Raw genomic sequence first — 14,985 nt, forward strand, 5'->3', positions numbered from 1 at the left:
GAATGAGGTTGATGAAATGCTGTTGAACAACTCTGTCCGCCGCGCTGTCTGCGTGTTTTCCTTGGCTTTGCTGGGCGCAGGCAGCGCATGGGGGGGTGAAACCCTGGATGCCATCAGAAACACGGGGCGCATGACCCTGGGTTACCGCGAAAACGCCATACCGTTCTCATGGAAAACCAAAAGCGGACAAGTGGTGGGCTACGCCATTGAAACCTGCCAGCGCCTGGCCGCCGCCGTGCAGGAGCATTTGAAGCTGCCTCGCCTGGAAGTGCGCTACGTTCCCGTGACCTCGGCGGACCGCGTGCGCTCCATTCTTGACAAGCGCATTGACCTTGAATGCGGCGTGACCACCAACACGCCCGCCCGGCGCGAGCTGGTGGCCTTGGGGCTGACCTACTTTTATGCGGGCGCGCGCCTGCTGGTGCGCGAAGGCGAGGGCATCCTCTCCTTGCAGGACATGAAGAACAAGACGCTGGGGCTGGTCAAAGGCACCACGGGCGAGCTGGTGATGCAAAAACACCAGCGCCAGCACACCGACGGCTGGAAAACGCAGCTGTTTGACAGCACCAATGACGGCGTGACCGCGCTGGAGCAAGGCAGGATCGACGGCATCCTGACAGACGACGTTCAGCTGCTGGTGCGCGCGCGCCAGTCGTCCCGGCATCTGGAATTGGTGGGGCCTGCCTTGTCCATTGAGCCGCTGTCCCTGGCATTCAGCAAGGCCGACCGGGAGCTGGGCAGCCTGGTGGATGGCGAAATGAAGCGCCTGTACCGCAGCGGCGCCATGCAGGAGATGTACCAGCGCTGGTTCCGCAGCCCGCTGCCCGAACTGGGCTACAGCCTGGACTTGGCCCCCGGCAGGCTGCTCAACGACAACTTCCAGCGACCCAGCGCCTATGTGGCGGACTGGGTCATGCTGTGAGCGCCCGCTCGCGGCTGGCTGCGCGGGGCCGAATGTGAAGGGCGGATGCGCAGCATTCTTTTACTCCTTGAATCAGAGCAAGGGGTCCTAGTGGAATCTGCGCAAGACGGTATTTCCGCCTCTTAAATTTGCTCCTTTTTTTCATGCATCATGGCGGCGTGCGCCGCCTGGCGAACCCTTGTGAATCCTTATCGGGCAGATGCAGCGCGCGCCCTCTTTTTCATTACAGAAACCACGACATGAGCTGGCTTTTTCTCATCACCGCCGGGCTGCTGGAAATCGGCTGGCCGCTGGGCCTCAAATACGCGCAGCAAGACGGCTGCCGCCTCGCGGGCATCGCCGCCGCCGTTCTCTTCATGGCAGGCAGCGGTTTCCTGCTTTTTCTCGCCCAGAAGGAAATTCCGATGGGCACCGCCTATGCGGTGTGGACGGGCATTGGCGCGGCAGGCACATTTCTCGTGGGCGTTCTCTTTTTCAACGACGCTGCCACCTTTGGCCGCTGGCTCGGCGCGGCGCTGATCATCAGCGGCGTGGCCGTGATGAAACTCTCAAGCGGACGCTGAAAACGCCCGCTCGTGAAATGGCCAGTCCCATGCGTTCAGCACAGGTGTCCCGCGCCTTTCAATATTGAGTTTCCGGGGGCCTTTTGAGCCGCTTGCGCCCGTGAAACAAGCCCGGGCAGCTATTATTTTCATAGTCAAACAGGCCAGCGAAAAATGGAAGGGAGCCGAGCATGGGATTGAGTCTGGTGCAGGGCCGCGCCCTGATGGGGCTGGCCGCGCCCGCCGTGGCGGTGGAAGCGCACCTGGCCAATGGCCTGCCCGCGTTCACGCTGGTGGGCCTGGCCGATATAGAGGTGAAAGAAGCGCGCGAGCGCGTGCGCAGCGCCTTGCTTAACAGCGGCCTGCAATTTCCGCACAACCAGCGCATCACCGTCAATCTGGCCCCGGCTGATTTGCCCAAGGATTCGGGCCGCTTTGATCTGCCCATTGCGCTGGGCATTCTGGCAGCCAGCGGCCAGATTGACGGGCGCAAGCTCGCGGGCTGGGAATTTGCGGGCGAGCTGTCGCTTTCAGGCGAGCTGCGCCCCGTGCGCGGCGCGCTGGCCACGGCGGCGGCCCTGCACGCGGCGCAGACGGAAGACGCCGCCCGCGTTCGCCTCGTGCTGCCGCCCGGCAGCGCGGAAGAAGCGGCGCTGGCGCCAGGCATTGACGTGTACCGCGCCCGCCATTTGCTGGACGTGGTGGCGCAATTTCTGCCTGACGGCGCGCCGCCGCCCGCTTCAGACGCGGCCAGCGGCTGGGCCAAGCTGGCCGGCGCCACGCCCGCCGCTGCGCCCCAATACCCCGATCTGGCCGATGTGAAAGGCCAGGCCGCCGCCAAGCGCGCGCTGGAAATCGCCGCCGCTGGCGGCCACAGCCTGCTCATGTCCGGGCCGCCGGGCACGGGCAAATCCATGCTCGCGCAGCGCTTTGCGGGCCTGCTGCCGCCCATGAGCGCGCCAGACGCGCTGCAAAGCGCCGCCATCGCCAGCCTGGCCGGGCGCTTTTCGCTGGCCCAATGGGGTTTGCGCCCTACTTGCGCACCGCACCACTCGGCCAGCGCCGTGGCGCTGGTCGGCGGCGGCTCGCCGCCCAAGCCGGGCGAAATTTCGCTGGCGCACAACGGCGTGCTGTTTCTGGATGAACTGCCCGAATTCCCCCGCGCCGCGCTGGAAGCCTTGCGCGAGCCGCTGGAATCGGGCCACATCACCATCTCGCGCGCCGCGCAGCGGGCCGAATTTCCGGCGCGCTTTCAGCTCGTAGCCGCCATGAACCCCTGCCCTTGCGGCCACCTGGGCGATGCGCGTCACGCCTGCCGCTGCACGCCGGACCAAATCGCCCGCTATCAAGGCAAGCTCTCCGGCCCGCTGCTGGACCGCATCGACCTGCACGTGGAAGTGCCCGCCCTGCCCGCCGCCGAGCTGCTGGCCGCCCCGCCTGGCGAAAGCAGCGCCGCCATACGCGCGCGCTGCGCCGCCGCCTGGCAGCGCGCGCTGGCGCGGCAAGGCATGCCCAATCAATATCTGGCCGGGCAGGCGCTGGATGAATATCTGCATTTGCAGCCCGAAGCCGCCCGCTTTGCCCAAACCGCCGCCGAGCGCCTGGGCTGGAGCGCCCGCGCCACGCACCGCGCCCTGAAAGTGGCCCGCACCATTGCCGACCTGGCCGGCAGCCCCACCGTGGCCGCCGCCCACGTGGCCGAAGCCGTGCAATACCGGCGCGCACTGGGCGCGGCCGCCGCGCGCCATTAATGAATGCAAAGAAAGAGACAAGCGCGCCTATTACATGAATATGGCACGAAAAATGCTATGAAAAACCCGAAAAGCGTGTCATGCTAGATAGCTCCGCATCGTTGTTTGATGTTTTTTCGCGGCTGATTCGCCGCAGGATTTTTTAGAAGTATTGAAATGTCCAACTCCAAAGACGCCCTTGTTTTCCTGATCGACGACGATGCCAGCGTGCGCGAAGCCCTTGCCTGGCTGCTGCGCTCGCGCCGCCTGGTGCCTGAGGCTTTTTCCAGCGCCGAAGCCTTTGAGGCCATGCTCGGCCCGGCCCCGGAGCTTGACGGCGATGAGCCGCCCCCCGTGCCGCCGCACCCGGCCTGCATCGTGCTGGACGTGCGCCTGGAAGGCGGCATGAGCGGTCTGGAGCTGTTTGAAAAACTGCTGGCGCGCGGCATCGCCTGGGTGTGGCCCGTCATCTTCCTCACGGGCCATGCCGACGTGCCCATGGCCGTGGCCTCCATCAAGCGCGGCGCTTTCGACTTCTGCGAAAAACCCTTCTCCGACAACGCGCTGGTGGACCGCATCGAACAGGCCCTGCAAGTCTCCGCCGAACGCATGGAAGTGCTGCATGACCGCCATGACGTTGTCGCCCGCATCAACGAGCTGACCGACCGCGAGCAGGAAGTGATGTACTGCATTGCCCGGGGCCTGGCCAACAAGGCCACGGCAGACGAGCTGGGCATCAGCGTGCGCACGGTGGAAGTGCATCGCGCCCGCGTGTTTGACAAGATGCGCGTCAAATCCGCCGTCGACTTGGCCAACTTGTTGCAAGCCTTGTGAGCGCCACAGGCCGCAGAGCAGGTTGAGCCTGAGCAGACAACGCGCAAGCGGGCCGCCCGGCCCGCTTTTCTTTGAACAGGTTCCGGGGCCGCGAGGATTGGCTGCCCTTATTTCTGAAGCAGACCCATGCGAATCATCATCCTTGGCGCAGGCCGCGTTGGCGAAAGCGTGGCCGAAAACCTGGCCAGCGAGCAAAACGACATCACCGTCATCGACCCCGACCCCGAGCGCCTGCGCCGCCTGGAAGACCGCCTGGAGCTGCGCGGCGTCATCGGCAATGGCATCCAGCCCTCGGTGCTGCGCAATGCGGGCGCGCAAGATGCCGACATGTTCGTTGCCTGCACCCCGCAGGACGAAACCAACCTGGTGGCCTGCAAGATCGCGCACGACGTGTTCAACGTGCCCACCCGCATCGCCCGCGTACGCTCCCCCGAAATCAAGGACAGTGAGGCGCTGCTGGGGCCAGACGGCTTTGCGGTAGACCGCGTCATCTGCCCTGAAGACTCCGTCACGCGCTACATCCGCCAGCTGGTGGAATACCCGGAAGCGCTGCAAGCGCTGCAATTCTCGCAAGGCCGCGTCTGCCTGGTGGCCGTGCGCGTGTCAGGCCACAGCGACCTGGCCGGGCGTACCGTGGGCGAATTCAGCCAAGAACACGGGGAGATGAATTTCCGCATCGTCGCCATCTACCACCTGGGCGAAGAAATAGCCTGCGACTCGGCCTCGCGCGTGTGTGCGGGAGATGAAGTATTCGTGCTGGTCGCCCGCGAGCAGGCGTACCAAGTGTTGCGCGCCATCGGCAACGCCAACCAGCCCGTGCGCCGCGTGATGATTGTGGGCGGCGGCCGCGTGGGCCTGAGCCTGGCGCGCAGCCTAGCGGGGCAATGCGCCGTCAAGGTCATCGAGCACGACCGTCTGCGCTGCAAATACCTGGCTGGCGAGCTGCCCGATTCGCTCGTGCTGCTGGGCGACGCCGCCGACGAAGACCTGCTGCGCAACGAAAACGTAGGCGAAATGGATTTGTTCGTGGCCGTCACCAGCGACGACGAAGACAACATCCTCTCGGCCATGCTCGCCAAGCGCATGGGCGCGCGGCGCGTCATGGCCCTGGTCAATCGCCGCGCCTATGCCGACATGCTCGAAGGCAGCGCCATCGACATTGCCATCTCGCCCGCGCACGCCGTCATCGGCGAGCTGCTCACCCACGTGCGGCGCGGCGCAGTGGTTGCCGTTCACAGCCTGCGCCGGGGCGCCGCCGAAGCGCTGGAAGGCGTGGCCCGGGGCAGCGCCAAGACTTCACGCCTTGTGGGCCGCCGCATCGACGAAATCGAACTGCCGCAAGGCGCGCGCGTTGGCGCCATCGTGCGCCCTTCCACCCTGGGCACGCAAGTGCTCATGCCCCACCATGACACCGTCATCGAAGCCGATGACCACGTCATTCTCTTTCTGCCCCACAAACGCGCCATCCGGGAAGCAGACAAGCTCTTTCAGGTGCGCGCCACTTTCTTCTAGATTGCTCTTCTAACAATAGCATGATGTCCTAGTAGGGGCTGAGCAAAGCGGCATTTTGAACCCCTTGAATTCGCTCCTATTTTTGATATTTCCTGGCGATCGGCCCTGCCCGGAGACTTGCTCTGCCTGCACCTGCTGCAAGCACCCCGTTGCTATCATGCGCAGTTGCATTTTTCGCGGGCAACCCCCACCCTTCGCTCTCATGGCCGACAAGCAAAACTTTCCGGGCGACAAGCCCCTTCACTGCTCCTTTTGCGGCAAAAGCCAGCATGAGGTGCACCGACTCATTGAAGGCAAGGTGGGCAGCCATTTCGCCTTCATCTGTGACGAGTGCGTCAAGCAAAGCTCCAGCATCCTGCAAGAGGAGCTGAAAAATGACGCGGCGGCTTGCGCCAGCGACAGCCTGCCCACGCCGGCGGAGCTGAAGGCGCACCTGGACAACTACGTGATCGGGCAGGAAAAGGCCAAGCGCACGCTGGCCGTGGCCGTGTACAACCACTACAAGCGCCTGCGCCACAAGGACGACAGCCTGGGCGGCGATGTGGAGCTGGCCAAAAGCAACATCCTGCTCATCGGCCCGACCGGCTCCGGCAAAACGCTGCTGGCGCAAACCCTGGCGCGCCAGCTCAATGTGCCCTTCGCAATGGCCGACGCCACCACGCTCACCGAAGCCGGCTACGTGGGCGAAGACGTGGAAAACATCATCGCCAAGCTGCTGCAAAACTGCGAATACAACGTGGAGCGCGCGCAGCGCGGCATCGTCTATATCGACGAAATCGACAAGATCACCCGCAAGGCCGACAACCCCAGCATCACGCGCGACGTCTCGGGCGAAGGCGTGCAGCAGGCGCTGCTCAAGCTCATTGAAGGCACCGTGGCCAGCGTGCCGCCGCAAGGCGGGCGCAAAGTGCCCAACTCGGAATACCTGCAAGTGGACACGACCAACATTCTGTTCATCTGCGGCGGCGCGTTCGCCGGGCTGGAAAAGGTGATCGAGGCGCGCATGGAATCGGGCGGCATCGGCTTTGGCGCCACCGTGCGCAGCAAGCAGGAGCGCTCGCTCACGCAGGTGTTCGCCGACGTGGAGCCGGAAGACCTCATCAAATACGGAATGATTCCCGAGCTGGTAGGCCGCATGCCCGTGGTGACCACGCTGGCGGAGCTGACGGAAGACGCGCTCGTTCAAATCCTCACCGAGCCGAAAAACGCCCTCGTCAAGCAATACGAGCGCCTGTTCGCGATGGAAGGCGTGGAGCTGGAAATCACCCCCGCCGCGCTGCGCGCCATTGCCCGCAAGGCGCTGGCGCGCAAAACGGGCGCGCGCGGCCTGCGCTCCATCATGGAGCAGGCGCTGATCGACACCATGTTTGACCTGCCCAATACGCCAGACGTGGCCAAAGTCGTCATCGAAGAAGCCGTCATCACCGGAAACCAGCCGCCGCTGCGCGTGCCGCGCGAGGCCGCCAAGTCGGCTGCGTGAGCGGGGCGCCAAGGCGCGGGCTTCGATCAAGGGCCAGGCATCAGGTTCAGGCATCGAATCGGCCGTTTGTCCTAGTGAAATCAGCGCAGGCCGCTATCAAAAGCATAGTCAATACAGCGATCTCCTTGCATCATGAGCACCCCGAAGACTCTGGCCGAATGGCTCGCGCATGCCGAGCGCCTGCATCCTGAAAACATCGCGCTGGGGCTGGAGCGCGTGCGCGAGGTGGCCTCGCGCATGGGGCTGGCGTTTGCCTGCCCTGTTTTCACCGTGGCGGGCACCAACGGCAAAGGCTCCACTTGCGCCATGCTGGAGGCCGTGCTCACGCATGCGGGCTACCGCGTGGGCGTCTACACCTCGCCGCATCTGGTGGATTTTGAAGAGCGCTGCCGCGTGCGCGGCCAGCCTTGCGACGCCCAAACGCTGGCGGCGGCCTGCGTCGCCGTGGAGCAGGCGCGCGGCGGCGTGGCGCTGACCTACTTTGAGTTCACCACGCTGGCCATCTTGCATGTGCTCGCAGGGGCCGGGCTGGATGCCGTGGTGCTGGAAGTGGGCATGGGCGGGCGGCTGGATGCCGTGAACATCATCGACGCCGACTGCGCCATCATCACCAGCGTGGACATCGACCACGCCGAATTTCTGGGCGCCACGCGCGAGGCAATCGGCCGCGAGAAGGCGGGCATCTTGCGCGCGGGCCGTCCCGCCATCGTCAGCGACCCCGTGCCGCCGCAAAGCGTGATCGAGCGCGCCACGGCCATCGGGGCGGATTTGTGGTTGTCAGGGCGCGACTTCAACGTCAGCGGCGACAAGCAGCAATGGGCCTGGGCCGGGCGCGGGCGGCGCTACAGCGGCCTGGCCTACCCGGCCCTGCGCGGCGCCAACCAGCTGGTGAACGCCGCTGGCGCGCTGGCTGCCCTGGAGGCCCTGCGCAGCCGCCTGCCCGTGACGGCGCAGGCTGTGCGGGGCGGCATGGCGCACGTCACGCTGCCAGGGCGCTTTCAGATCGTGCCGGGCAAGCCCGCCCTGGTGCTGGATGTGGCGCACAACCCCCACGCCGTGGCCACGCTGGCGGCCAATCTGGACGCGATGGGCTTTTATCCCACCACCCGCGCCGTGTTCGGCGCCATGCGCGACAAAGACCTGCCGGGCATCCTTGCGCGCATTGACCCGATCATCGACCACTGGTATTTCACCGATTTGCCCACGCCCCGCGCCCTGCCTGCCGCCCAATTGCAGGCTTTGTGGCAGGCGCAAACCCGGCGCAAGAACGTGCCCGCCGAGTGCTTTGCCAGCCCCGCCCAGGCCCTGAACGCCGCAGCGCTGGCGACTGAGGCGACCGATAGAATCGTCGTCTTTGGCTCGTTTTTCACCGTCGGCGGCGTGCTGCGGCATGGCGTGCCGCATCTGGAGCCGGGCCAGCCCGTGCCGCCGCCCAGGGCCACGCCAAACTGACGAGTCGCCACACGGCTTGCCTTGGGCGGCGCGCCTATCCGCCTGACCGGCCCCGCCCGCCTCCAGCACGCCTTCACGCCTTCGCCTTCACACTTTCGTCCGCCTTACCGCTCATGGCCTTTCCTCCTTTTCGCCCCCCCGGCCAGGACAAACCCTCGCCTGCTCGTGCGGGCCGCAAGCGGTCAGAGCCGGCGGCGCCCGCCCTGTCGGTCGATGAGCTGCGCCGCCAGGCGCGCGTGCGCCTGCTGGGCGCGCTGGTGCTGGTGGCTGCCGCCATCATCGGGCTGCCCATGCTGTTTTCTTCGCAGCCCAGGCCCGTGGCCGTGCAAGCGCCCGTGGTCATTCCAGACCGCGATCAGGTCGCTCCACTGCCTCCGCCGCCTTCATCCGCCGCCTCCGCGCGCAGCAGCCAGATTGACACGGCAGACAGCCTGAATGAGCGCGAAGAACTCATTGCCGCCACTGGAGCCGCGCCTGAACCGCCCGCCGCGTCTGCGCGCCCGCAGCCGCTCACGCCCTATCAACCGCAGCCGCCCCAGCCCCGGCCTGCGGCGGACAAGCCAGCGGAAAAACCGGCTGAAAAACCCGCAGCCAAGCCCGCCAAACCTGAAAAAACCGTCGAGAAACCAGCCAAGCCCGCCGAAAAACCGGCCAGGCCGGCGGAAAAACCAGCTGACCGCAAACCCGTCAAGCCTGCGGACAAGCCGGTGGAGAAACCTGCGGAAAAACCGGCGGACAAGGCTGCCGACAAGCCTCGCGCCGCTGCGCGCGAAAGCAGCGGCGACGCGCAGCGCGCCCTGGCCCTGCTGCACGGCCAGGGCGGCAAACCTTCGCGCGCGGCCGAAGCCAGCGACGGCGACCGCGCGCGCGCGCTGCTGGAAGGCCGCAGCGCCAAGCCGGCAGACAAGGCTGCCGACAAGGCCGCAGACAAACCCGCCAGCAAGCCCGCCGCTGGCAGCAGCCGCTTTTTCATCCAGATTGGCGCGTTTGCCGATGCGGCAGGCGCGGCCAGCGCCCGCCAGAAAGCCGAGCGCGCGGGCGTGCACACCTACACGCAGGCGGTCAGTACGGCCGCCGGCCAGCGCACCCGCGTGCGGGCTGGCCCTTTCAGCTCCCGCGAAGAGGCTGACAAGGCCGCCGCCGCGCTCAAACGCGCGGGCCTGCCCTCCGCCGTGCAGGCGCAGTGAGGGCGCGCATGCTGTGGCGCAGGCTTCAGGGCGCTGACGCCTGTTTTGGTTTTTTCACTCACCTTCAAGGAGCGTGAACGACATGTCTGCCGAAATCTTTCCAACTCCCCTGGACTGGGTGGCCCTGGCAGTGCTGCTGGTGTCGCTGCTGGCGGGGTTCATGCGCGGTTTTCTGATCGAGGCCATTGCGCTGTGCGGCTGGGTGGGCGGCTTTTTTCTGGCCCGCGCCTTCGCAGCCGATGTGGCGGCCTGGCTGCCCATGGAGAACTCCCTGCCTGGCGTGCGGCTGGCCGCAGGCTTCGCGCTGATTTACGTGCTGGCGGTTTTCGCGGGAGGCTTCGTGGCCTGGATGGTCTCGCGCGGCGCCGAGGCCGTGGGCCTGCGCGCCGTGGACCGGGGCCTGGGCGCGGTGTTCGGCGTCTGCCGCGCGCTGCTCATCGTGGTGCTCATGGTGTGGCTGTGCGGCGCTACCCCGCTGGCCCGCAAGCCGTGGTGGCCGCATTCCTGGAGCTTGCGGGTGGCTTCCGGTTTTGTGCCTCTGCTGCCCAAGGAGCCGCCTTCGCTGCCGCCTGCCGATGCGTGGGCCGCCCTGCTGCATGACCCGTCCCTGCTGGGCGGCGGCGCGCCAGCTTCTGTTCCCGCCCATCCGGCCGCCGCCGCGCCTGCGGCGCCCCAGGCGGCCTCCGCGCCGCCGCCTGACGTGGCGCCGCCGCCCGCCCAAGCTGCGCCAGAGGCCCCTGCCGCGCCTATCGCGCCAGCTGAGCCTGCCGGGCATGGCGCGAGACCGCATCGCGTGCATGGCACGGAGCATGGCGCGCACGGCCGCCGCCATGCAACCCCTGCCCCCGTTTCCGTCCCGGCTCCTGCGGTTGCGCCCGCCCCCGTGCCTGCGTCCACGCCCGCCGTGGCGCCGCCGCCGGCCCAGGCGCAGCCCGCTGCCGCCGAACCCCAGCCCGCCGAGCGCCGCAGCATTACCCTGCGGCAGGGCGTGCATTACTGAAAAACTGCTTTTTCCCACCTCAACCCGGAGCCAACCACCATGTGCGGCATTGCTGGCGCAGTCCATAGCGCCCCTGTCAATCAGATTCTTTATGACGCGCTTTTGCTGCTGCAACACCGGGGGCAGGACGCGGCGGGCATCGCCACCCAGCACGAGCGCCGCTTTTTCATGCACAAGGCGCGCGGCATGGTGCGCGATGTGTTCCGCACCCGCAACATGCGCGCGCTGCCCGGCAACATGGGGCTGGGCCAGGTGCGCTACCCCACGGCGGGCAACGCCTACAGCGAAGAAGAGGCGCAGCCTTTCTACACGAGCGCGCCTTTTGGCATCGTGCTGGTGCACAACGGCAATCTCACCAACGCGCCGGCGCTCAAGGCCGAGCTGTTTTCCACCGATCACCGCCACACCAACACCAGCAGCGATTCCGAGGTGCTGCTGGGCGTGCTGGCGCATGAGCTGGAGCGCGTTTCGCGCGGGCACACGCTCACGCAAGAGGATGTGTTCGCCGCCGTGCGCGGCGTGCACCAGCGCGTGCGCGGCTCGTATGCCGTGATTGCCATGATTGCGGGGCATGGCCTGCTGGCCTTCCGCGATCCGCACGGCATCCGCCCTTTGTGCATGGGCCGCAGCGCCGACGGGCTGACGATGGTGGCCAGCGAATCCGTGGTGCTGGAAGGGCTGGGCTGCACGCTGGAGCGCGATCTGGAGCCGGGCGAGGCCGTGTTCATTGGCGCCAGCGGCGAGCGCAGCGCCATGCAGTGCGCTCAGCAGCCGCGCTGCACGCCCTGCATCTTTGAATACGTGTATCTGGCCCGGCCCGATTCGGTGATGAATGGCATCTCCGTCTATCAGGCCCGCATTGCGCTGGGCGAGGCGCTGGCCAGGCGCGTGGTTTCCACCGTGCCGCCCACGCAAATTGACGTGGTCATTCCCGTGCCCGAAACCAGCCGCCCCAGCGCCGCGCGGCTGGCGCAGCTGCTGGGGCTGCCGTGCCGGGAAGGCTTTGTGAAAAACCGCTACGTGGGCCGCACGTTCATCATGCCGGGGCAGGCCGTGCGCAAAAAATCGGTGCGGCAAAAGCTCAGCCCCATCGCCAGCGAGTTCGCGGGCAAGAACGTGCTGCTGGTCGATGACTCCATCGTTCGCGGCACCACCAGCCGCGAAATCGTGCAGATGGTGCGCGACGCCGGGGCCAGCAAGGTTTTCCTGGCCAGCGCCGCGCCGCCCGTGCGCTTTCCCAACGTGTATGGCATCGACATGCCCACGCGCGAGGAGCTGGTGGCGCATGGCCGCAGCACGGAAGAAATTTGCCAGCTCATCGGCTGCGACGCGCTCATCTACCAGGACGTGGAGGCGATGAAGCAGGCCATCGGCCAGCTCAATGCGGCGCTGCCGGGCTTTGACGCTTCGTGCTTTGACGGCATCTACGTCACGGGCGACATCACCGAAGAGACGCTGGCGCGCATGCAGCAGGAGCGCCGCGCCGCCGAGGCCGCCCAGGCCGCCAAACAGGAAGACGCGGATGCCTGAGCAAGCGGCTTATTTCGCTCCTTGATTCATAGCATGATGTCCTAGTGGAATAAGCGCAAGGCCTATTTTTTGGGCCTTGAATTTGCTCCTCTTTTCTTTAGTCCGCCCTGAAGGCCTGCCATGACCCAACCCACCGACACCCTGCCTCTGCCCCCCGGCCTGCACCCGGACACCCTGGCCGTGCGCACCACCATCCCGCGCAGCGGCTACGGCGAGCACTCCGAGGCGCTGTATCTCACCAGCTGCTTTGTGCAGCCGGACAGCGAAACATCGGCGCGCAACTTCGCCAGCCCGGACGAGGGCTACACCTACAGCCGCACGGGCAACCCCAGCGTCACCGCCTTCGAGCAGCGCCTGGCCGCGCTGGAAGGCGCGCAACGGGCGCTGGCCACGGCCAGCGGCATGTCGGCCATCTTGCTGCTGGGCCTGGCGCTGCTCAAACAGGGCGATCACGTGATTTGCTCGCGCTCCATGTTCGGCTCCACCATGCGGCTGTTCGGCACGGACTTCGCGCGCTTTGGCGTGCAAACGAGCTTTGTCTCGCAAACCGACCCCGCCGCCTGGCAAGCCGCCGTGCGCCCGGACACGCGCCTGCTGTTTGCCGAAACGCCGACCAATCCGCTCACCGAGGTGTGCGACATCGCCGCGCTGGCGGCCATCGCCCATCAGGCCGGCGCCTTGCTGGTGGTGGACAACTGCTTTGCCACGCCTGTGCTGCAACGCCCGCTGGCGCTGGGGGCTGACTTGGTGGTGCATTCGGGCACCAAGTTTCTGGACGGGCAAGGCCGCGTCATGGCCGGCGCTGTGTGCGGCAGCAGCGAACTCATTGGCCAGCTCTCGCCCGTGGCGCGCGCAGCGGGGCTGACGCTCTCGCCCTTTAACGCCTGGGTGGTGCACAAGGGGCTGGAAACGCTCTCGCTGCGCGTGCGCGCCCAAAGCGAAGCCGCCTTGCAACTGGCCCGGTGGCTGGAGAGCCAGCCCGCCGTGGAGCGCGTGTATTACCCCGGCCTGCCCTCGCACCCGCAGCACGCGCTGGCCATGCAGCAGCAAGGCGGCCTGGGCGGCGCCGTGCTGGCCTTCAGCCTGCCCGGCAGCACGCCCGATGAAGCGCGCCGCCGGGCCTTCCATCTCATTGACTCGCTGCGCGTGTGCAGCATTGCCACCAACCTGGGCGATGTGAAAACCATCGTCAGCCACCCCGCCAGCACCTCGCATGGCCGCCTGAGCGAAGAGCAGCGCCAGGCCGCCGGCGTGACCCAGGGCCTGATTCGCGTGGCCGTGGGGCTGGAGCACCTGGACGACATCCGCGCCGACTTGCTGCGCGGGCTGCAAGGCTGAACCGCCGCCGTTTTCTTTTTTCCCAATCCCATGACCAAGCCATCTTCCCCAGCTCCCGCCCGCGTGCGCACCCGCTTTGCCCCTTCGCCCACGGGCTTCATTCACCTGGGCAACATCCGCTCCGCGCTTTACCCGTGGGCCTTCGCCCGCGCCAAGGGGGGCGATTTCGTGCTGCGCATCGAAGATACCGACCTGGAGCGATCCACCCAGGCCGCCGTCGATGTCATTTTGGAAAGCATGGACTGGCTCGGCATGAAGCCGGATGAAGGCCCCTACTACCAAATGCAGCGCATGGACCGCTACAAAGAAGTGCTGGCCCGGCTGCAAGCGGCCGGCCACGTCTACCCCTGCTACATGAGCAAGCAGGAACTCGACGCGCTGCGCGCCCGCCAGGAAGCCGCGCGCGAAAAACCGCGCTACGACGGCACGTGGCGGCCCGAACCGGGCAAAACGCTGCCGCCCGTGCCCGAAGGCGTGCAGCCCGTGCTGCGCTTCAAAAACCCGAAAGACGGCGTGGTGGCCTGGGACGACAAAGTCAAAGGCCGCATTGAAATCAGCAACGCCGAGCTGGATGATCTGGTCATCGCCCGCCCCGACGGCACGCCCACCTACAACTTCTGCGTGGTGGTGGACGACATGGACATGGGCATCACCCACGTCATACGCGGCGACGACCACGTGAACAACACGCCGCGCCAGATCAACATCTTCCGCGCGCTGGGCCACGAGCCGCCCGTTTACGCCCACTTGCCCACCGTGCTCAACGAACAGGGCGAAAAAATGAGCAAGCGCAACGGCGCCAAGGCCGTGACGCAATACCGCGACGAAGGCTACCTGGCCGACGCCATGATCAACTACCTGGCCCGCCTGGGCTGGAGCCACGGCGACGATGAAATCTTCAGCCGCGAGCAATTCCTGGCCTGGTTCGACCTGGATCACCTGGGCAAAAGCGCCGCCCAGTTCGACGAAGCCAAGCTGCGCTGGGTGAACGCCCAGCACATCAAGGCCATGCCCGACGCCGAGCTGGCCCCGCTGGTGGCCGATCAGCTGCAAAAGCGCGGCATCGCGCAAACCGACGAACGCCTGCCCGCCATCTGCGCCCTCTTCAAAGACCGCTGCGAAACCACCGTGGCCCTGGCCGGCTGGGCGCGCGCCTACTACGCCGACGTGCAGCCGCCGCAACAAGAGCTGGACCAGTTCGTCACCGACGCCATTCGCCCTGCCATCGCCAGCCTGCATGACAAGCTGAAAGCTGTCAGCGAATGGAACGCCGCCGCCATCTCCGCCGCCGTCAAGCAAACGCTGGCCGAGCACGGCCTGAAAATGCCCCAGCTGGCCATGCCCGTGCGCGTGCTCGTCATGGGCACGCACCAGACGCCCAGCCTCGACGCCGTGCTGGCGCTGCACCACCAGCAAAAAGTTCTGGACTGCTTGCGCAAAGCCTGAAAATTGATATAG

12 protein-coding genes are annotated in these 14,985 nt (G+C 66.5%); all 12 read left to right on the forward strand.

Annotation, left to right across the window (positions count from 1 at the left end; all coding sequences use genetic code 11):
- The first annotated feature begins 16 nt into the window (after positions 1-16).
- The 12 genes from ADJ79_RS06325 to gltX all read left to right on the forward strand — a co-directional run bounded on the left by ADJ79_RS06325 (position 17) and on the right by gltX (position 14,973).
- Complete coding sequence (locus tag ADJ79_RS06325; protein ID WP_050715249.1) at positions 17-922, forward strand: amino acid ABC transporter substrate-binding protein; 906 nt, start codon at positions 17-19, stop codon at positions 920-922.
- A 239-nt stretch (positions 923-1,161) separates the two neighbouring features.
- Complete coding sequence (locus tag ADJ79_RS06330; protein ID WP_050715250.1) at positions 1,162-1,485, forward strand: multidrug efflux SMR transporter; 324 nt, start codon at positions 1,162-1,164, stop codon at positions 1,483-1,485.
- 170 nt (positions 1,486-1,655) lie between these two features.
- Positions 1,656-3,215, forward strand: coding sequence for a YifB family Mg chelatase-like AAA ATPase (locus ADJ79_RS06335; protein WP_050715251.1), 1,560 nt, complete (start codon positions 1,656-1,658; stop codon positions 3,213-3,215).
- A 156-nt stretch (positions 3,216-3,371) separates the two neighbouring features.
- Positions 3,372-4,028: a response regulator transcription factor gene (locus ADJ79_RS06340; protein WP_050715252.1), complete on the forward strand. Its 657-nt coding sequence runs from the start codon at positions 3,372-3,374 to the stop codon at positions 4,026-4,028.
- Positions 4,029-4,154: 126 nt separating this feature from the next.
- Entirely contained in the window at positions 4,155-5,540 is a 1,386-nt protein-coding gene (trkA, locus tag ADJ79_RS06345; protein WP_050715253.1) for a Trk system potassium transporter TrkA, read from the forward strand.
- A 202-nt stretch (positions 5,541-5,742) separates the two neighbouring features.
- Complete coding sequence (gene clpX, locus ADJ79_RS06350) at positions 5,743-7,020, forward strand: ATP-dependent Clp protease ATP-binding subunit ClpX (RefSeq protein WP_050715254.1); 1,278 nt, start codon at positions 5,743-5,745, stop codon at positions 7,018-7,020.
- A gap of 132 nt (positions 7,021-7,152) precedes the next feature.
- Complete coding sequence (gene folC, locus ADJ79_RS06355; protein WP_371256786.1) at positions 7,153-8,472, forward strand: bifunctional tetrahydrofolate synthase/dihydrofolate synthase; 1,320 nt, start codon at positions 7,153-7,155, stop codon at positions 8,470-8,472.
- Between the two features lie 113 nt (positions 8,473-8,585).
- On the forward strand, positions 8,586-9,659 hold the full coding sequence (locus ADJ79_RS06360; protein ID WP_050715256.1) for an SPOR domain-containing protein: 1,074 nt from the start codon (positions 8,586-8,588) through the stop codon (positions 9,657-9,659).
- A gap of 82 nt (positions 9,660-9,741) precedes the next feature.
- Positions 9,742-10,659, forward strand: a complete 918-nt coding sequence (locus ADJ79_RS06365; protein WP_050715257.1) for a CvpA family protein — start codon at positions 9,742-9,744, stop codon at positions 10,657-10,659.
- 39 nt (positions 10,660-10,698) lie between these two features.
- Positions 10,699-12,189: an amidophosphoribosyltransferase gene (gene purF, locus ADJ79_RS06370; RefSeq protein WP_050715258.1), complete on the forward strand. Its 1,491-nt coding sequence runs from the start codon at positions 10,699-10,701 to the stop codon at positions 12,187-12,189.
- 120 nt (positions 12,190-12,309) lie between these two features.
- Complete coding sequence (locus tag ADJ79_RS06375) at positions 12,310-13,527, forward strand: O-succinylhomoserine sulfhydrylase (protein ID WP_050715259.1); 1,218 nt, start codon at positions 12,310-12,312, stop codon at positions 13,525-13,527.
- 30 nt (positions 13,528-13,557) lie between these two features.
- On the forward strand, positions 13,558-14,973 hold the full coding sequence (gene gltX, locus ADJ79_RS06380; protein ID WP_050715260.1) for a glutamate--tRNA ligase: 1,416 nt from the start codon (positions 13,558-13,560) through the stop codon (positions 14,971-14,973).
- Positions 14,974-14,985 lie beyond the last annotated feature (12 nt).

This window comes from Ottowia sp. oral taxon 894 (assembly GCF_001262075.1).
GTDB lineage: Bacteria > Pseudomonadota > Gammaproteobacteria > Burkholderiales > Burkholderiaceae_C > Ottowia > Ottowia massiliensis.

Excerpts from the sequence above, each read along its gene's own strand:
- ADJ79_RS06325 (WP_050715249.1), top strand. The coding sequence starts at position 17 with ATGCTGTTGAACAACTCTGTCCGCCGCGCTGTCTGCGTGTTTTCCTTG.
- ADJ79_RS06330 (WP_050715250.1), top strand. The coding sequence starts at position 1,162 with ATGAGCTGGCTTTTTCTCATCACCGCCGGGCTGCTGGAAATCGGCTGG.
- ADJ79_RS06335 (WP_050715251.1), top strand. The coding sequence starts at position 1,656 with ATGGGATTGAGTCTGGTGCAGGGCCGCGCCCTGATGGGGCTGGCCGCG.
- ADJ79_RS06340 (WP_050715252.1), top strand. The coding sequence starts at position 3,372 with ATGTCCAACTCCAAAGACGCCCTTGTTTTCCTGATCGACGACGATGCC.
- trkA (WP_050715253.1), top strand. The coding sequence starts at position 4,155 with ATGCGAATCATCATCCTTGGCGCAGGCCGCGTTGGCGAAAGCGTGGCC.
- clpX (WP_050715254.1), top strand. The coding sequence starts at position 5,743 with ATGGCCGACAAGCAAAACTTTCCGGGCGACAAGCCCCTTCACTGCTCC.
- folC (WP_371256786.1), top strand. The coding sequence starts at position 7,153 with ATGAGCACCCCGAAGACTCTGGCCGAATGGCTCGCGCATGCCGAGCGC.
- ADJ79_RS06360 (WP_050715256.1), top strand. The coding sequence starts at position 8,586 with ATGGCCTTTCCTCCTTTTCGCCCCCCCGGCCAGGACAAACCCTCGCCT.
- ADJ79_RS06365 (WP_050715257.1), top strand. The coding sequence starts at position 9,742 with ATGTCTGCCGAAATCTTTCCAACTCCCCTGGACTGGGTGGCCCTGGCA.
- purF (WP_050715258.1), top strand. The coding sequence starts at position 10,699 with ATGTGCGGCATTGCTGGCGCAGTCCATAGCGCCCCTGTCAATCAGATT.
- ADJ79_RS06375 (WP_050715259.1), top strand. The coding sequence starts at position 12,310 with ATGACCCAACCCACCGACACCCTGCCTCTGCCCCCCGGCCTGCACCCG.
- gltX (WP_050715260.1), top strand. The coding sequence starts at position 13,558 with ATGACCAAGCCATCTTCCCCAGCTCCCGCCCGCGTGCGCACCCGCTTT.